The sequence below is a fragment of the Corynebacterium lipophilum genome (assembly GCF_024102595.1).
GTDB classification, from domain to species: domain Bacteria; phylum Actinomycetota; class Actinomycetes; order Mycobacteriales; family Mycobacteriaceae; genus Corynebacterium; species Corynebacterium pseudogenitalium.
This window is the reverse complement of sequence record NZ_JAEUWV010000005.1, coordinates 1-18,524: the sequence shown is the minus strand read 5'-3', so window position 1 is coordinate 18,524 and position 18,524 is coordinate 1. Positions and strand designations below refer to the sequence as shown.

Here is an 18,524-nt window from a genome sequence, read left to right as displayed (position 1 = left end):
CCCTTTCGTATGGTTCAAGCGAAAACAATTGGTCACTATTGTACGAGTATCTCCCGATCGCGCTACGCTGGGCCACCTATGCAATCTCTCACCCGTGTGTTACAAAGCGCGTCCGCCCTGTGGCCGTTCTACCTCGCCATCGTTGTGATCTCTACGATAGTGGCAGGCCTCGGGCTGATTTCGCCATTCATCGTGCGCGAGGCCACCGACACAATTGTCGACGCCATCAATAACTTCGACGCCGCTCCCGCCGACCCAGTACGTACCGTCCTGTGGCTCGCGTTCGCGCTATTCATCGCAACCTCGCTCAGCGGGCTGGCGAAGAACGTCTCCGGCTACCTCGGCGACGTCATGGCGGCGCGGATCCGGCAGATCCTGTCCACCCGCTACTTCGCCAAGCTGCTTTCGCTGCCGCAGCGCTACTTCGACACCCAGGTCACCGGCACCATCATTGCCAGGCTGGACCGCTCGATTGCCACGGTGACGCAGTTCATCCAGTCCTTCTCCAACAACTTCCTGCCGATGATCATCCAGATCATCGCCATCCTCATCATCACGTCCTTCTACTACTGGCCGCTCACCCTGCTGTTGCTCGCGCTCTTCCCCATCTACACGTGGCTGACGGCGCTGACCTCGAAGCGGTGGCAGAAGTGGGAAGCAGAAAAGAACGCACAGATCGACGAGGCGAACGGGCGCTTCGCAGAGGTCGTCGGCCAGGTCAAGGTCACAAAGTCGTACGTGGCCGAGGTGCGCGAGCTGGACAAGTTCGGCAACCACTACAACAACACGGTGAGCATCACCCGCCCGCAGTCGCGGTGGTGGCACTCCATGGACGCCCTGCGCGGGCTGGCGATGTCGCTGATCTTCATGGGTATCTACATGATCCTGTTCGTGCGCACCATCCAGGGCCACTTCAGCATCGGTGACATGGTCATGCTTATCCAGCTGGTCACGATGGCCCGCCAGCCGGTGATGATGCTGAGCTGGATCGTCGACAGCGCCCAGCGCGCCGTCGCAGGTTCCCGCGACTACTTCCAGGTCATGGACGAGCTGGTGGAGCCGACCGCGAACCGCGAGCTCGTCGCCGCGACCCAGACCTCAGGCGTGCCGGACCTCACCGTCGAGGAGCACCGCCCGCTGCCGGTCCGCGAACCCGTCGTGGAGTTCGACTCGGTCACCTTCGAGTACGAGCCCGGCGAGCCCGTCATCCACGACATGAGTTTCAGCGCCCACGCCGGGGAGAAGATCGCCCTTGTCGGCGAGTCCGGCGGAGGCAAGTCCACCATCGTCAACCTGCTGCTGGGCCTCTACCCCATCCAGGAGGGCACTCTCAAGGTGTGCGGAAAGGACTTGGCGGAGCTGGGCGTCGAAAAGCTGCGCGCGACCACGGGCGTGGTGTTCCAGGAGGCGGCGCTGTTCTCTGGCACCGTGTTTGAAAACATCGCCTACGGCAAGCCGGACGCGACGATGGACGAGGTAGTCGCGGTGGCCAAACGTGCCAACGCGCACGACTTCATCATGAAGTTCACCGACGGCTACGACACCGTCATCGGCGAGCGCGGCCTGCGCTTGTCCGGCGGGCAGCGCCAGCGCATCGCCGTCGCGCGCGCGATGCTCAAGGACGCGCCGATCTTGATTCTCGACGAAGCCACTTCTGCCCTCGACACGAAGGCGGAGCGCGCCGTACAGGCCGGACTCGACGCGTTGATGGAGGACCGCACTACCATCATGATCGCGCACCGGCTGTCCACCATCGCGGACGTCGATACCATTATCACGTTGCGCGACGGCCGCATCGACGAAATTGGCACCCCTGAACAGCTCGCGGTCTCCGGCGGTATTTATTCAGAGCTCCTGCGGCTTACCGCGTCCTCGTCTGCGGCGGATCGTGCCAGGTTACAGGCCTTCGGCTTCCAGTCCGACAACAACTAGGAGGAGTAGCAACCCTGCGAGCCTGTGGCGAGTAAGGGCGGCCTGACTACAGTCTTGGAGCATGAAGTTCCCAGACCTTTCCACACTCCGAAACCGCCGCACCCGCAAGTGGACCGTGTACGACGAAAACGTGCTGCCACTGTTTATCGCCGAAAGCGACTTCCCCACCGCCCCGCCCGTGATGGCGGCGTTGCTCAACGCCGTCGAGCGCGAATGCTTCGGCTACACGCCCGCCCCACGCGCGCAGTGCCTGGCGAAAAACGTCTCCGAGTTTTACGCACAGCGCTACGGCTGGCGCCCGGACCCAGCGCGGATTGTTACCGTCCCCGACGTGGTACGCGGTGTGCTGCTCGCCATCGAGCACTTCACCGAAGGCGACGTCATCGTGCCCGTGCCTGCGTACTTTCCCTTCCTCGAGATCGCCTCAACTGCGGAGCGCAAGCGCGTGGACGTCAGCAGCGAGGGCGGCCTGAACTTGGCAGAGGTCGAGGAGGCGTTTCGTGACGGCGCCGGCTCCATTATCGTGACGAACCCGATGAACCCGTGGGGTTACATCTTCAGCCGCGAGGACCTCGACGCGATCTGTGACATCGCGCGCCGCTACGGCGGCCGGGTCATCGTCGACGAGATCCACGCCCCGATCGTCTACGAGGGCAGCCACGTGTGCGCCGCCGAGCACAACCCGGACGTCTGTATCACGGTCACGGCGACGTCGAAAGCCTGGAACGTCGCCGGACTCAAGTGCGCGCAGATCCTCTTCTCCAACGACGAGGACGTCGCCACCTGGAACGCGCTGTCCGACATCACGAAGGAGGGCACGGGCACGCTCGGCATCGTGGCGGCGGAGGCCTGCTACGCACACGGCGCCGAGTACTTAGACCAGCAGGTCGAGCAGCTGCGCGCCAACCGTGACTGGCTCGTCGAGGAGCTACCGAAGCAGATCCCGGGCATCACCTTCCCCGTTCCGGAGGCGACCTACCTGCTGCTCGTGGACTTTTCCGGCACGAAGCTCACCACCGAAACCCCGGCCGCGTGGCTGTTAGAACACGCCGGGGTGGCGCTCAACGAAGGCACAAGCTTCGGGCCCGGCGGCGCGCACAAGGCCCGCCTGAACTTCGCCACCTCGCCCGAGATCCTGCAGGAGGCCGTCCGGCGCATGGCTGAGGCAATCAAGCTACTGTGAGGAGGCATGGACGAAAACGCGAAACTCCCTACCCCGCAAGCCACCGACTTCTCCACGCCGACCCCTGCCGCCGAGCCGTGGGAGCGCCCTGACCCAGAGTGGTACAAGGACGCGGTGTTCTACGAGGTGCTGGTCCGCGCCTTCTTCGACCCGAACGGCACCGGCTCCGGCACGCTGCAGGGCCTCGAGTCCAAGCTGGACTACCTGCAGTGGCTCGGCGTCGACTGCCTCTGGATCCCACCGTTCTACGACTCGCCGCTTAAGGACGGCGGCTACGACATCCGGGACTTCCGCAAGGTGCTGCCGGAGTTCGGCACGGTGGAAGACTTCGTCTCCCTGATCGACGCCGCCCACCGCCACGGCATCCGCATCATCACCGACTTTCCGATCAACCACACCTCCAACCAGCACCCCTGGTTCCAGGAGTCGCGCCGCGACCCTTCCGGCCCGTACGGGGACTACTACGTGTGGTCGGATGACCCGGAGAAGTACGCGGGCACCCGCATTATCTTCATCGACACCGAGGAGTCCAACTGGACGTTCGACCCGGTGCGCAAGCAGTACTTCTGGCACCGCTTCTTTTCCCACCAGCCGGACCTGAACTACGACAACCCGGCGGTCCAGCAGGAGATTTTGGACGTCATCCGCTTCTGGCTGGACCTGGGGATGGACGGCATCCGCCTCGATGCCATCCCGTACCTCTTCGAGCGCGAGGGCACCTCCTCGGAGAACCTTCCGGAGACACACGAGTTCATTAAGAAGGTCCGTGCGATGTTCGACGAAGAGTACCCGGGTCGCTTCTTGCTTGCGGAGGCGAACCAGCTCCCGGAGGAGGTCGTCGCCTACTTCGGTGAGGGCGAAGGTGACGAGTGCCAGATGGCCTTCCACTTCCCAGTCATGCCACGCATCTTCATGGGGATCCGCCAGGAGCTGGCACAGCCGATCGTCGATATCTTGCGTGAGACGCCTCCGATTCCGGAGTCCGCGCAGTGGGGTATGTTCTTGCGCAACCACGACGAGCTCACGCTCGAGATGGTCACGGACCAGGAGCGCGAGTTCATGTACCAGAACTTTGCGTTCGAGCCACGGATGCGCGCGAACGTGGGCATCCGCAGGCGGCTTGCACCGCTTTTGGGTGGGCACCGCGGTCGCCTGGAGCTTGCGCACGCGCTGCTACTTTCCCTGCCTGGTTCGCCGTTTTTGTACTACGGCGACGAGATCGGGATGGGCGACAACATCTGGCTGCCCGACCGCGACGGCGTACGCACCCCGATGCAGTGGTCGAACGACCGCAATGGTGGATTCTCGCACGCGGATCCGGAGCGCCTCTACTTGCCGCCGGTGCGCAATGACCAGTACGGCTACGACATTGTCAACGTGGAGTCCCAGATGAAGCTGGAGAACTCGCTGCTGCAGTGGGTGCGCCAGATGATCATGATCCGCAAGCAATACCGCGCGTTCGGGCGCGGCTCTTACATCGAGGTGGGGCATGGGAACCCGCAGGTGTTGGCGTTTATCCGCGAGTACGAGGGCGAGCGGATCCTGTGCGTGCACAATATGTCCTCGCGCCCGCAGGCCGTCGAAATGGATCTGTCGCACTACAACGGCGTGGTGCCCCGCGAGCTGACCGGCGGTGAGGAGTTCCCTGCCATCGGCGAACTGCCGTGGCTGAGCACACTCGCGCCTCATGGCTTCTTCTGGTTCGATATCTCCTAACATTGGTCACATGATTGATATTGCTGCGCAGCGCTTCTACGGCGCCAAGTCTGAGCCGGTCGACGCCATTGACGTCGTCGCCGCGGAACATGTCTCCTCCCCCACCACCGGTGAGCGCTTCACCTGGCAGATCCTCGCGGTGCACCACGGCGGCACGGTCGACCACTACCAAGTCTTTGTCGACGCCACCGGCACCCAGGACGTCCTACACACCCCAGAGGGTGCCGAGGCCTACTTGGCCAACATCGCCAAGTTCGGCGCGGTAGAGGGCGCCATCGACGCTGCTGGTGCTCGCCCGCTCGGTGCCGAGCAGTCGAACACCTCGCTGGTGGTTGGCGAGCACATCGTGAAGGTGTTCCGCCGCCTCGAGGACGGCCTGAACCCGGATGTGGAGCTTTTGAGCCAGATCGCGGACTGCCCCGCCGTCGCCGCGGTGCGCGGCTACGCTACCCGCGATGGCCAGACCCTTGCGATGCAGCAGGACTGCATCGTGGGCGGCACTGACGGGTTCGTCCTCGCATCTGGTGGCAAGCTCGACGCCACCGACACCGAAGCGCTTGGCGCAGCGATCCGCCAGGTGCACACCGCGCTCGCCGACGCCTTCCCAACCGAGACTGCCAGCCCGTCGGCGCTGCGCACGCGGCTCACGCGGCACCTTGACTCCTATATTCAGCGCGCGCCGGTGCTCGAGCAGTACCGCGAGCGCATCCTGAAGCTCTACTCGCTTCTCGACGCCAGCTCCGCTGCCACCGCCGCTACATCCCTGACCACGCAGCGAGTCCACGGCGACCTCCACCTTGGGCAGACGCTGAAAACGGACTCACAGTGGTTCCTCATCGACTTCGAGGGCGAGCCCGCGCGTCCCCTACAGGAGCGCCGCCTGCCCGATCACCCGCTGCGCGATGTCGCCGGGATGATCCGCTCCTACGGGTACGCCGCGGCTGTGGGCAACTTTGACGCTGCCTGGGAGCGGGAGCACGTCGAAAAGCTGCTGGAAGGCTACGGCACTGCCCCCGCGAGCGAGGACCCAGTTCTCGCTGCGTACGTGGTGGACAAGGCGGCGTACGAGGTGGTGTACGAGGCGAACAACCGCCCTGATTGGGTGGAGATTCCGTTGAAGGCGATCGAAACTCTCGTGTAAACGTCTCACAGAATGGAAAAGATTTCCCATTTTTTCGCTGTGTGTTGTACTGTGTGGCAATGGACCACACACAGAACGCTCACACGGGCACGAAACAGGGGAACTCCACCCAGGCGGTCGTCGTCACCGCGCTGGCGCTGTTCTCCATGTTCTTCGGCGCCGGCAACCTGATTTTCCCACCAACCCTGGCCGTCCAGGCAGGCGATAACTTCTGGCCTGCCATCCTCGGCTTCCTCAGCACCGGCGCGCTGCTGCCGGTGCTGGCGGTCATCGCGATTGCACTGTCCGGCGCGAACGTGCGCGACCTCGCGCAGCGCGCCGGCAGCATCTTCGGCGTCGCGTTCCCAGTGCTCGCCTACTTGTCCATCGGTGCGTTCTACGCGCTGCCACGTACCGGTGCGGTGTCGATGGAAACGGCCATCACCCCGCTGTTCGGCGTGTCCAGCCTTTTCGCCTCGGGTGTGTGCAACGTCATCTTCTTCGGCATCGCCCTTGCACTGAGCTGGAACCCGAACACAATTATGGAAAAGCTCGGCAAGTTCCTCACCCCGGCGCTGGTCATCCTGCTGGTCGTAATGATCGCCGTCTCCCTGTCACGCTGGAGCGCTGAGCCATCCACCCCTTCGGAGCAGTACCAGTCCGGCCCGTACCCGACCGGCCTGCTGGAGGGCTACCTGACGATGGACTCCATCGCCGCGCTGGCCTTTTCCATTGTTGTGATTTCCACGCTGCGTTCGAAGGGCTTCCCTGAGGGCAAGAAGCTGGTCAACGGTACGATCGCAGCGGGCGTCGGCGCAGGCGCGCTGCTGGCGGTGATTTATGTCGGCCTGGGCATGATCGGCCGCATCATGCCGGATGCCACCCGGTTCGACAATGGTGCCGGCTTATTGGCAGAGGCGGCCCACTTAACAATGGGCCAGGCAGGCCAGGTCATCTTCTCGCTTATCGTGTTGCTGGCATGCCTGACTACCGCGGTTGGCCTGATTACTGCGACGGCGGAGTACTTCTCTACTGAGTTTGGCGGTGCCTACCGCACGTGGGCGGTAATCTTCACTATCACCTCGATGGTCATCGCGACCCAGGGTCTGGACTTCGTGATGACGATCGCAGCCCCGGTCATCGGCTTCCTGTATCCGCCGGCCATCGCCCTGATCTTTGTCACCCTGGTCGAGCCAGCGTTCAAGCGCCGCATGGCCTTCCGTTGGGCGTTTTTCCTGCCGATCTGGGTTGCTGTGGTCTGGTCAGCAATCGAGACGTTCATTTCCTTGGGCTGGGGTGCCGACGCCCTGCGTCCGCTGGTGACGTGGGCTCCACTCGACGCGGTAGGCCTTGGCTGGGTCCTGCCGGTGGTCGTCGCGTTCGTCATTGGCCTGGTCGTGGACCTGGCCCGTCCGAAAAAGCACGCGGAGGCCATCAGCGCGTAGTGTGGGGCCATGTCTCTTCCACTCTCACTGATTGATTTTTGCACCAGATACTCCGGCGAGTCCGTCGCCGACGCAATGCAGCGCTCCGTTGCATTCGCGCAGAAGGCGGAATCGCTGGAGTATTCGCGTATTTGGTACTCCGAGCACCACAACATGCACAGCATTGTCTCTTCGGTGCCCTCGGTGCTCATCGCCCACATCGGGGCGAAGACCGAGCGCATCCGGCTCGGCGCGGGTGGCGTGATGCTGCCGAACCACTCGCCGTACGTGGTTGCGGAGCAGTTCGGGATGCTCGAGGAGCTCTACCCGAACCGTATTGATCTCGGGCTTGGCCGCGCCCCGGGCACCGACCAGCAAACGCTCGGCCGCGCCCTGCGGCGCGACCCGCGGGCGGCCGAGCACTTCCCGGAGGACGTGCTGGAGCTGCAGGCCTGGCTCAGCGATAACTCCCCGCTCGCCGGAGTAACCGCCGTGCCGGGCGCAGGCACCAACGTGCCGCTGTACATCCTCGGCTCCTCTATGTTCGGGGCGTCGCTCGCAGCGAAGCTCGGTCTGCCGTACTCGTTTGCCTCCCACTTCGCGCCCAACATGCTGGAGCAGGCCACGGCGTATTACAAGGAGAACTACGAGCCGTCCGAGCGCTACCCGGAGCCCTACTGCATCGCGGCCGTAAACGTCACCGCCGCGGACACCGCCGAGGACGCCGAGCGCCAGACCCACCTGGTGCACCGCAACCGGGTGCGCGCCATGATCAGCCGCCGCGGCACCATGCTCAACGACGAGCAGCTCGACGAGGTTGTGCGCTCCCCACAGGGCCAACAGATTATTGGCATGCTGCGCTACACCGCGGCCGGTACCGGTGATCAGGTCCGCGACTACCTCACCGACTTCGCCGCCACCGCGCACGCGGACGAGTTGATGATTTCGCTGCAGGCCCCAACGCATGAAGAGGCGCTGCGTTCGATGGAAATTCTCGCAGGAGTCTGGGACCGCTAGACTCTACACTCATGCATTTCAGCACCCTGTCGCGCGGGCTGATGGCGTCCGCGCTCGGCGCCACGCTCGGACTGAGCCTCGCTTCGTGTGGTCCCGCGACGCCCAGGGAGGATGTGGTCGTCGCAACGCAAGGGCCCCCTGCGGGCCTCGACTTCACCTCCATCGGTGGTGCCGCGGCACCCCAGGCGCTGATGGGCAACATCTACGAGACGCTCGTGCGTATCGACGCCAACGGCGAACCGCAGCCGTGGTTGGCGACCTCGTGGCGTGTAAGCGACGACGGCACCGTCTACACCTTCGACCTGCGCGAGGGCGTGACCTTTTCCGACGGCTCCCCCTTCGACGCCAGCGACGCCGTCTTCTCCATCAACTATGTGAAGGACTCCTGGGTCAACGGCATCAAGGAGAACATGGACCCGGTCGCATCCGCGCGCGCGGTGGACCCGCGCACGCTCGAGGTAACGCTGAAGGCACCGAGCGAGCAGTGGCTGTGGTCCATGGGAACGATGACGGGTGCGATGATGACGCCCGACTCCGTGGGAAGGCTCGCTCGAAACCCGTTGGGCACCGGGCCGTACACGCTGCGCTCGTTTGAGCCCGGCCACTCGATTGCCTTCGACCCGCGGCCCGATTACTGGGGCACAAAGCCGCAAAGCGGGGCCATGATCCGCTACTTCGGCGACGCCATCGCTGCGGTGAACGCGCTGCGCGTCGGCGATGTGGACGTCGTGTGGGCGATGCAGGCGCCGCAGCTACTCGACGCTTTGCCTGAAGACATCACCACCGCCGTCGGTACCACCAACGGCGAGGTGGTCTTCAGCATGAACAACAAGGCCGCACCCTTCGACGACGTCACCGTGCGGCAGGCCGCCGCCTACGCCATCGACCGTGACGCGCTCAACGCGGTGGTCTACAACGGGCTCGCCACCGACACTGGCGGCGCGCCCGTCCCACCGACCGACCCGTGGTTTACCGGCACCAACTACTACCCCTTCGACCCGGACAAGGCACGCGAATTGCTCGCCGGACGCACCCCTGAGGTCACCATCGAGGTGCCCAGCCTGCCGTACGCGCAGACCGCCAGCGAGCTCATCTACTCCCAGCTTCGCAGCGTCGGCTTCCGCGTCACGCTGCACACCGTCGAGTTCCCGGCGGTGTGGCTGAACAAGGTGCACAAGCAGCACGACTATCAGGCGTCGATTATCTCGCACGTGGAGCCGCGCGACATGGTGCACATGTTCGGCAACCCGGACTACTACTTCGGCTACGACTCCGCGCACGCCCGCGAGCTCATGGCGCAAGGCGACCTGCGGGCCGCGGTGGACACCATCATGGCGGATGCCGGGGCGCTCACCCTGGTCAACGCGCCGAACATCGTGCTCTACGCGCCGGGCGTGCACGGGCTTGACCCGAACGTGGTCACCGATTCCCTGCCACTGAACGAGGTGCGCCGATGAAACACATTGCGTCAACACTGCTGCGGCTGCTCGCGCTGCTCGCCGCGGCCAGCGTGGTGATCTTCCTTCTGCTGCGGGCCATCCCGGGCGACCCGGCGCGCATCGCGCTTGGGCTCAACGCCTCGGATGAAGCGGTGGCGGAGCTGTCGCACACGTTGGGGACGGACCGCCCGCTGGTGGCCCAGTACGTGGGCTGGATCGCGGCGATGCTGCGCGGTGACTTCGGGGTGTCGCTGGCCAGCGGCGCGGACCTGGGCCCGGTGATCTGGCAGCGCGCGGGGGTCTCGCTGGTGTTGGCGGTGGCTGCGATGGTGTTGTCGCTGGCCATCGCGCTTCCTGTCGGGATCTGGCTGGCGCGGCGAAACAGTGCGGTGCTGTCCGGGCTGACGCAGCTGGGCATGGCGGTGCCGAGCTTCGTTGTCGGCATTGTGGCCGTGGCGGTGTTCTCGGTGCGTTTGGGCTGGTTGCCTGCCAACGGGTGGGGCACGGCTGCGCACGCGGTGTTGCCGGTGCTGTCGCTGACCGCCGTGCAGACGGCGATCCTGGCGAGGTATATCCGCACCGCGGTTTCCGAGGAGCTCGAGCGCGACTACGTGCGCACCGCGCGCTCTACCGGTGCGAGCATGACGCAGGTGGTGCGCGAGCACGTGCTTCGCAACGCCGCGCTGCCGGTGCTCACGGTGGTGGGGATCCAGCTGTCCGCGCTGGTGGTCAGCGCCGTGGTTGTGGAGCAAGTCTTCGCCATCCCCGGCCTTGGCTCTTTCCTGCTGGACTCGGTGCGCAACCGCGATATCACAGCGGTGCAGTCCACGATGATGCTGCTGGTGGCGTTTACGCTACTGGTCAACGCGCTCGTGGACATCGCCTACGGGGTCGTTGACCCGCGTGTCAGGAGGGCGAAGTGAACCCGAAACGAATAGCTGGGTGGATAACGCTGGGGGCCATCGTGTTCGTGGCGGTGCTCTCCCTAGTGTGGACGCCCTACGACCCGCTGCAGGCCATGCCGGCGCAGCGCCTCGCCGCACCAAGCGCTACGCACTTGCTCGGCACCGACGAGCTGGGCCGCGATCTACTCTCGCGCATCATGATGGGCGCGCGCTACACCGTTGCTGCGAGCGCAGGTGCCGCCGCGCTCTCCCTGCTCGTGGGCGTGCCACTCGGGGTGCTCGCGGGCATGCGACGCTCCTGGACGGAGCGCGCCGTCATGGGCGGCAGCGACGTGCTCATGGCGTTTCCGGCGCTGCTGCTGGCCATCGCGTTGACCGCTGCATTCGGCGCCAGCATGTGGATCGTGGTGCTCGCCCTTGGCATCGCGGGTATCCCCGGGTTCGTTCGGGTCTCGCGGGTAGCCACGCTTCGCGTGATGTCCCAGGACTACATCCTGGCCGCGCGCCTGAACAAGGTGCCTGGGATTATGGTGGCGTGGCGCCACGTGCTGCCGAACATCCTGCCGGTGGTCATCACCCAGATCGCGGTGGCGTTTTCCATGGCGGTGCTGGCCGAGTCGGGCCTGTCCTTCCTCGGTTTCGGTGTGCAGGCGCCCTTTGCGTCCTGGGGCCGGATGCTGCAGGCCAGCCAGCCTTACCTGGCCACAGCCCCGCACCTTGCGCTGTGGCCGGCGCTGGCCATCGCGCTGACGATTCTCGCGTGCAACGTAGCAGGAGGCCACCGTGATCAACGTTTCTAACCTCCGCATCGAGGGCCTGCTGCACGGCATCAGTTTCACGCTCGAGCGCGGCCAGCGCCTCGGCATCATCGGCGAGTCCGGGTCCGGCAAGTCACTCACGGCGCTGTCCATCATGGGGCTCACGGACCTCCCCGCGGAAGGCTCCATCACCGTCGACGGCGTCGAAATGATCGGCACCTCCGAGCGGACCCGCCGCCGCGTGCGCGGCTCTCGCGTCGCAATGGTCTTCCAAGAACCCATGACGGCACTCGACCCGCTCAAGAAGATCGGCAAGGTCGTGCCGCGGCACCTGCTGCAGGAAGTCGGCGTCGACCGCCCCGAGGCTTACCCGCACGAGCTCTCCGGCGGGCAGCGCCAGCGCGTGCTCATCGCGCTTGCCCTCGCCGGCGACCCCGATTTCTTGCTTTGCGACGAGCCCACCACCGCCCTTGACGTCACCGTCCAACGCCAGATCCTGGACCTCATCGACGCCGTGGTCCGCCGCCGCGGCATGGGGCTGCTGTTCATCTCCCACGACATGCCGGTGGTCAGGCACATGACGCAGGAAGTTCTGGTGTTTCGCGCTGGGTCGATCGAGCCGACGGACAGCGCCTACTCGCGCAAACTGCTCAACCCGACGCTGCCCACGCTCGCGACTGCGCCACGCGAGGTAGGCGCGCCCGTGGTCACGCTTCGCGACGTCTCCGTCACCCGCGGCACCACCAAAGCACTACACAACGTGAACCTGGAGGTCCGCCGGGGCGAGCGCATCGGCATCGTGGGCGGTTCTGGCTCCGGCAAGACCACCCTCCTGCACGTCATCGCGGGCTTGCGCGGCGTCGACTCCGGGGAGGTCCGCATCAACGGCGGCTGCCAGATGGTGTTCCAGGACCCCTACTCTTCCCTGGACCCGCGGATGCGGGTCGGGGCGTCGGTGGAGGAGGCGGGCGTCGATACGCGGCGGGCCCGCGAGGTGCTTGCCGCGGTGGGCCTCGAGGGCACCGAGCGACGCTTGCCCCGCGAGTTCTCCGGCGGGCAGCGCCAGCGCATCTCTATCGCGCGCGCGACCGCCGCCACCCCCGATATCCTGCTTGCGGACGAGCCCGTCTCCGCCCTCGACGCCACCCTGCGTAACCAGGTGCTCACCCTGCTCGACGAGCTCGCCTCCACCCTCGTGTTCGTCTCCCACGACCTCGGCGTGGTGCGCGCGCTGTGCCCTCGCACGATCGTGATGCACGAGGGCGAAATCGTGGAGGAGGGCCGCACGCAGGACGTCCTGCGTAATCCGCAGCACGAATACACGCGGCGCCTCATCGACAGCATGTTTTAGGCGCTACTGTGGGTGGGTATGAAGATCGTAGTAGTTGGTTCCATTAACGCAGACCTCACCGTCAACGTTGCCCGCCACCCTAACCCGGGCGAAACCCTACTGGGCGAAGGCGGCGGGCTCACCGCCGGAGGCAAGGGCGCCAACCAGGCGTGCGCAGCCGCGAAGCTGGGCGCGCATGTGGCGCTAGTCGGCGCGGTTGGTAAGGACTCGAACGCGGCACCGGCGCTCGCGCTCCTGGAGGTCGCGGGTGTGGACCTCACCCACGTCGAGCAGAAAGAGGAGGTCACCGGCCTTGCTGTGATCACCGTGGCCGCCGATGGCGAGAACACCGTCCTGGTCGTGCCCGGCGCGAACGCCGAGGTGGACGCGAACCACGTTGAGCGCCACGTCGCCGCCATCGAGGACGCCTCACTCGTGTTGCTGCAGGGCGAGATCCCCGCGGACGGCTTCGCCAAGGCGGTCGAGCTGGCGCAGGCCCACGGTGCGCGCGTCGTGGTCAACCTTGCCCCCGTCGTGGAGGTGGACCGCGCAGCACTGCTCGCCGCCGACCCGCTGCTCGCCAACGAGCACGAGGCCGGCCTCATCCTCGAGCAGCTCGGCGTCTCCCCGCAGGAGCCCCCGGAGCAGCTGGCCCAGCAGCTTCTCGACGCCGGCTTCGCCTCCGTCGTGCTCACCCTCGGTGCGGCCGGGGCGCTCATCGCCGACGCGGATGGGTTGCGCCCGGTGGCCACGCCTCGGGTGGAGGCCGTCGACACGGTTGGCGCTGGTGACGCGTTCGCGGGCGCGCTGTGCCACCGCCTGGTTGAGGGCGACACCCTGGACGAGGCCGCGAAGGTCGCGGCGAAGGTCGGCGCGATCGCTGTAACGAAGCCCGGCGCGCAGCCCTCCTACCCGAGCGCCGTCGAGCTAGACGCCTACGATTTCTAACAGCGCACCCAGCACGGTCTCGCCGTGTCTGCGCAACCCGTCGTGCTGCATGTGCGCGTTTTCCCACACGTTGATGCCGAGTGCCTCGGCGGTCTCGAGGGAGAACTGGCGCGGCACGTACATATCCTGCGTATAGACGGCCGCCGCGGTCCGAATCCCGTGGTCGGCTGCGTTGAACCCTGCAGCCCCGGCGTAAAGGTTGGGCCAATCGTCCTTGGCCGCCAGCTCGTGCGCTGCCTGTTTGAAGGGGCGCAGCGCCGGGTCCTCGTCGAATTGGAACGGGAAGACGTGCTCGCCGGTGAGCAACCCTTCGCCGGCGCCGAAGCCGGGAGTGCGCTCGGCGACGCGCTGCGCCGACCACGCGGTCGCACCCGGTACGGTACCGCCGTAGATGGATTCGTGGATCACCCCGTAGAGCGGGCCAGACTCGTAGCTGACCAGCGCGCCGATCTGCGCAAGCACGTCCGTGCGCATCGCACCATTCGGGTGGAAGGGGGCCTCGAGCAGCGCCGCGATCGTGCCTGCGCCGCCCTCCTGCCCCAACAGCGTGCCGATGGTCCGGAAACGCCGCGCGCTCAGCCGCTCCCCGGTTGGCAGGAACTCCTCGCGCTGCTCGAGGTGCTCGCACACCTCCGCGATGCGCTCCTGCGCCCACGGCACTGCCTCGAAGAGCTCCTCGTGGCGGGCCCGCACGGTGGCGAACGTCGCCTCGTACACCTCGTCCACGCCCCTGCTGATCGAGGGCAACCCACCCGTAAACAGCGCCGCACGCAGCGAGTCCGGGTAGCGCAGCATGTAGTGCACCAGGCAGAACCCGCCGAAGGACTGGCCCAGCACGTCCCACTGCGCCAGCCCCAGCGTGCGGCGCAGCGCTTCCGCGTCGTCCACGATGACGTCGGCGCGAAGACGGGTGAAGTCGATGGTGGCGTCGCCAAGCATGGCGCGATCGATGCGGGAGGAGCGGCCCGTGCCGCGCTGATCCAGCAGCACCACCTGGTAGCCGCGCTTGGTGGCGTACTCGATCCACTCGAAGCGCTCGCGTGGGCTCGGGAAACCTGGGCCGCCCTGGAGGAAGAGCAGCGCCGGCGCGTCCTTCGCGGTCGTGGCGCTGCGCACGATGCGCGCGAACAGCTGCACCCCCTCGCGCTCGAAGGGGACATCAACGCAGTGGAGAGAGGAAGCAAACAGAGACATGGCCCTCATGCTATACCCCCACTAGCATTGGGAGCCGTGACGCAACCACTGTTTTTTCATTCCCAGCACAATCCGGCCCACGGAGGCATCCCAGTTGTTGCCCCGTGGTTCGCACAGACCCTCGGCGAGCAGATGCACGGCTGGGCAACCAGCCTCGAGTGGCAACACGACGGCGACACGATGCGCGTGAGCCACGACAACTTCCACCTCGTCTTCCGCAGCCAGCTTGACGACGCCCGCTCGCGCTTCGAACTGACCATCACCAACGGGGCGACCACCCCGCGGCCCGTCCAGATCGCGCTGCACCCCTACTGGGCCTGCGACGCGGCAACCGCGGAGCTCTCGGGTGTCCAAGGCTCCCGCTTCCTCGACAAAACCGACGGCGAGTTGAAGACGGTGGAGGGCCCGCTGCGCTTCGGCAACGAAACCGACGCCGTGATTGCCGGAGCGACCAGCGCCGTCCTCCGCGACGCCACGCGCGAGCTCACGTTTACCTGCACCGGCACCGACCACCTCGTGGTGTGGAACCCCGGCCCCGACGTCTGCCGCGACGCCGAGGACCTCGGCGACGACGACTGGGCGCACTTCGTGTGCGTGGAGCCAGCGCTGCTCGGCGAAGACCGCCGCGGCGTGACCCTGATCCCGGGTGCTTCCGCGAGCATCGCGCTGGAGGTCGCCGTTGCAGCCCTACCCTGAGTACCACCTCCTCGCCGCTGAACGGCCGTGGTGGCGCGCGCTCATAGAGGCGCTGCTGCTCGTAGCGTTCTTCCTCACGCTGACGCTGGCTGCCTTCTTCTTCCTGGACGCCACCGGCGACATGGAATCTCAGCTGGCCATCGTGCTCAGCCTTGCGCTGACGCTGCCGGCGGCGTTCCTCGCAGCACGGGTGGCCGGACGCGATCCGGCGCTGCTCGTCAGCGTGGCGGGCCGCGTGCGCTGGCCAATCGTGCTTCGCAGCAGCCTGGTCATGCTGGTACTGTTCGGCCTGACCACGCCGTGGGAAGACATCGACCTCACGCCAATCCTGCTGATGTACGTGCTCATCACGCCGTTTCAGGCGGCGTCGGAAGAGTTCATGTTCCGCGGCGCTATCCCCCAGATCGTCGGCACGTGGGTGCGCTCGCCGTGGGTGGCGTACGCGGTACCGGTCATCCCCTTCGTGGCGTTGCACGAGTACAACTGGATCGGACTTACCGACATCCTCGTGTTCACCATCTGCGTCTCCGCCCTTGTCTGGTACACCGGCGGACTCGAGGCCGCAGTGGTGATGCACGCGTTTAATAATATCTCTGTTTTCTTCATCGAACCCGACGCCAGCCCTACCGAGCTTGGGTGGGTTGACCTGGCGTTTTCTTCCGCATTCACCATCGGTGCAACGCTGCTCCTCCTGGCTATCAACCGCCGAAAACGTCCGGACCCAACTAGCCATATCGTCCCGGATGCGGTTAACTAAGAGACTCACAATCTCAAGGAGCACCTCATGTCCAGCACCAATGCTGCACCCGCCTACCCCGACGACATGCACCCCGGACTCGTCCCCGGGATCAGCGTAGAAGAACAACGCAACCGATTCGGGGTGGACAAACTCGTCTTCGGTGTCACAGCGGTGCTCATCGTCGCGTTCATCATTTGGGGCATCGCCGCCCCAGACACCGTCGGCGAAGTCGCCGGCAACGCACTGAACTGGGGCATGTACAACTTCGGCTGGCTGTTTAACATCATCATGTCCGGCTGCGTCGTCCTGATGCTCGTCATCGCGTTCTCACGCTTCGGCACCATCAAGCTCGGCAAGGACGACGAGGAACCGGAGTACTCCTTCTTCTCCTGGATCGCCATGATGTTCGCGGCAGGTATTGGCGTCGGCATCTTCTTCTTCGGCCCCTCCGAACCCCTCAACCACTACATCACCCCACCACCGCTGACTGTCGACGCCGAAACCCCCGAAGCCCTGCACCAAGCCATGGCGCAGTCCCACTTCCACTGGGGCGTTTCACCGTGGTCAGCCTACGCACTCGTCGGCGGTGCCCTCGCCTACTCGACGTACCGCCGCGGCCGCGTCTCCCTCATGTCCTCCATCTTCACCCCGCTGACCAAGGGTGGTGCCGCGTGGACCGGAAAGATCGTCGACATCCTCGCGATCGTCGCCACCCTCTTCGGCACCGCGGCCTCCCTCGGCGTTGCGTCCCTGCAGATCACCGAGGGCGTCTCCATCGTCGGCGGCATCGAGGTGTCCACCGGCGTGCTCATCGCCATCGTGATGCTGCTGTCTACCGGCTTCATGATCTCGGCCGTCTCCGGCGTGTCCAAGGGCGTGCGCATCCTCTCCAACATCAACATCACGCTGACACTCGGCGCGATCTTCTTCGTGTTCGTCACCGGCCCGACCCTGTTCCTCACGAACCTGATCCCGTCCGGCACGATCGCGTACGTCGACAAGTACATGGACATGGCGTCCCGTTCGCTGACCTGGGGCACGGAAACCCTCGACTTCCAGTCGGCCTGGACCGCCTTCTACTGGGCATGGTGGATCGCGTGGACCCCGTTCGTCGGCATGTTCATCGCCCGCATCTCCCGCGGCCGCACGCTGCGACAGTTCGTCATCGTCACCATCGTCGTACCGACGACCGTGCTCATCCTCGCGTTCACCATCTTCGGCGGCACCACCATCTCCTTCAACCGGGACAACATCCCAGGTTTTGACGGCACCAGCTCCACCGAAAGCGTCCTCTACGCCATGTTTGAGCAGCTACCGCTGTACAGCATCACCTCGGTGCTCCTGATCGTCATCCTCTCGATCTTCTTCATCACCTCAGCCGACTCCGCCTCCGTCGTCATGGGCACCATGTCTTCCAAGGGCGACCCGGCACCGAAGAAGCTCATCGTGTTGTTCTGGGGCGCATGCATGATGGGCATCGCCGTCGTCATGCTGCTCACCGGCGGCGAAGACGCGCTGTCCGGCCTGCAGTCCCTGACCATTCTCTCCGCGCTGCCCTTCTCCGTCATCCTGATCTTCATCGGCATCGCCTTCCTGCGGGATCTCTCCACCGACCCACTCGCGATCCGCAACACCTACGCGCGCTCCGCGATGCGCGCCGCTGTGATCAAGGGCCTCGAAGAATACGGCGACGACTTCGAACTCACCGTCAACCAAGCCGACGAAGGCAAGGGCGCCGGCGCCGACTTCGACTCCACCGCCGCCCACGTCACCGACTGGTACCAGCGCACCAATGAGGACGGCGAAAACGTCGGCTACGACTACGAAACCGGCACCTGGGCCGACGGCTACGAAGCCGAAGACTCCGATTCTGAGTCTGAGTCTGGGTCTGGGTCTGGGTCCAAGAAGGACTAGCTCGGCAGGGCGCCGACCAGCTCAGCTCATCAGAGCCCTTTGCGCAAATGGGAGTAACAGGATTGTAGTAATCCCCGTTTCGGGGAGCGCGGACATTTTGTTGGAGTGTTGAGGGCTGGAAGGTATTCCGATGCCCGCAAAGTTCCCCGACACCGTCCGCGAGTCCGCGGTCGACAAGTACTTCGAAGGCATGACCACCCCCGAGGTCT

The 18,524-nt window shown here is 65.4% G+C and carries 15 protein-coding genes; 14 read left to right on the top strand and 1 reads right to left on the bottom strand.

What is annotated here, in order from left to right:
* Positions 1-78: 78 nt before the first annotated feature.
* From JMN37_RS05265 to JMN37_RS05215, 11 genes are all read left to right on the top strand, one after another.
* Positions 79-1,932: an ABC transporter ATP-binding protein gene (locus tag JMN37_RS05265; protein ID WP_252931266.1), complete on the top strand. Its 1,854-nt coding sequence runs from the start codon at positions 79-81 to the stop codon at positions 1,930-1,932.
* 61 nt (positions 1,933-1,993) lie between these two features.
* Positions 1,994-3,115, top strand: a complete 1,122-nt coding sequence (locus tag JMN37_RS05260) for a MalY/PatB family protein (protein WP_252931265.1) — start codon at positions 1,994-1,996, stop codon at positions 3,113-3,115.
* Between the two features lie 6 nt (positions 3,116-3,121).
* Positions 3,122-4,831, top strand: a complete 1,710-nt coding sequence (gene treS / locus JMN37_RS05255; protein ID WP_252931264.1) for a maltose alpha-D-glucosyltransferase — start codon at positions 3,122-3,124, stop codon at positions 4,829-4,831.
* A 10-nt stretch (positions 4,832-4,841) separates the two neighbouring features.
* Positions 4,842-5,972 (top strand): phosphotransferase, encoded by a 1,131-nt coding sequence (locus JMN37_RS05250; RefSeq protein WP_252931263.1) that lies wholly within the window; start codon positions 4,842-4,844, stop codon positions 5,970-5,972.
* A gap of 59 nt (positions 5,973-6,031) precedes the next feature.
* A complete protein-coding gene (brnQ, locus tag JMN37_RS05245) occupies positions 6,032-7,396 on the top strand; it encodes a branched-chain amino acid transport system II carrier protein (protein ID WP_252931262.1) in 1,365 nt (454 codons plus the stop codon).
* 9 nt (positions 7,397-7,405) lie between these two features.
* Positions 7,406-8,392 (top strand): LLM class flavin-dependent oxidoreductase, encoded by a 987-nt coding sequence (locus JMN37_RS05240; RefSeq protein ID WP_252931261.1) that lies wholly within the window; start codon positions 7,406-7,408, stop codon positions 8,390-8,392.
* Positions 8,393-8,403: 11 nt separating this feature from the next.
* Positions 8,404-9,849 carry an ABC transporter substrate-binding protein gene (locus tag JMN37_RS05235; RefSeq protein ID WP_070478023.1) on the top strand — a complete coding sequence of 482 codons (1,446 nt, stop codon included), beginning with the start codon at positions 8,404-8,406 and terminating at the stop codon, positions 9,847-9,849.
* Positions 9,846-10,754 (top strand): ABC transporter permease, encoded by a 909-nt coding sequence (locus JMN37_RS05230; protein WP_252931260.1) that lies wholly within the window; start codon positions 9,846-9,848, stop codon positions 10,752-10,754. The genes JMN37_RS05235 and JMN37_RS05230 overlap by 4 nt, the downstream gene beginning before the upstream one ends.
* A complete protein-coding gene (locus JMN37_RS05225; RefSeq protein WP_070478025.1) occupies positions 10,751-11,536 on the top strand; it encodes an ABC transporter permease in 786 nt (261 codons plus the stop codon). The genes JMN37_RS05230 and JMN37_RS05225 overlap by 4 nt, the downstream gene beginning before the upstream one ends.
* Positions 11,520-12,845: an ATP-binding cassette domain-containing protein gene (locus JMN37_RS05220; RefSeq protein ID WP_252931259.1), complete on the top strand. Its 1,326-nt coding sequence runs from the start codon at positions 11,520-11,522 to the stop codon at positions 12,843-12,845. The genes JMN37_RS05225 and JMN37_RS05220 overlap by 17 nt, the downstream gene beginning before the upstream one ends.
* Positions 12,846-12,863: 18 nt before the next feature.
* Positions 12,864-13,772, top strand: a complete 909-nt coding sequence (locus JMN37_RS05215; protein ID WP_070478027.1) for a ribokinase — start codon at positions 12,864-12,866, stop codon at positions 13,770-13,772.
* Here the strand turns inward: JMN37_RS05215 and JMN37_RS05210 are convergent.
* Positions 13,752-14,966 (bottom strand): alpha/beta fold hydrolase, encoded by a 1,215-nt coding sequence (locus JMN37_RS05210; protein ID WP_252931258.1) that lies wholly within the window; start codon positions 14,964-14,966, stop codon positions 13,752-13,754. The genes JMN37_RS05215 and JMN37_RS05210 overlap by 21 nt on opposite strands.
* A gap of 36 nt (positions 14,967-15,002) precedes the next feature.
* Here JMN37_RS05210 and JMN37_RS05205 point away from each other — a divergent pair, with 36 nt between their 5' ends.
* Genes JMN37_RS05205 through JMN37_RS05195 form a run of 3 tightly spaced genes read left to right on the top strand, consistent with a single transcriptional unit; the run spans position 15,003 to position 18,315 of the window.
* A complete protein-coding gene (locus JMN37_RS05205) occupies positions 15,003-15,662 on the top strand; it encodes an aldose epimerase family protein (RefSeq protein WP_070478029.1) in 660 nt (219 codons plus the stop codon).
* Entirely contained in the window at positions 15,646-16,419 is a 774-nt protein-coding gene (locus tag JMN37_RS05200; RefSeq protein WP_252931257.1) for a CPBP family intramembrane glutamic endopeptidase, read from the top strand. Before JMN37_RS05205 ends, JMN37_RS05200 begins: the two co-directional genes overlap by 17 nt.
* 27 nt (positions 16,420-16,446) lie before the next feature.
* Positions 16,447-18,315, top strand: a complete 1,869-nt coding sequence (locus tag JMN37_RS05195) for a BCCT family transporter (protein ID WP_252931256.1) — start codon at positions 16,447-16,449, stop codon at positions 18,313-18,315.
* The last annotated feature ends 209 nt before the right edge of the window (positions 18,316-18,524 follow it).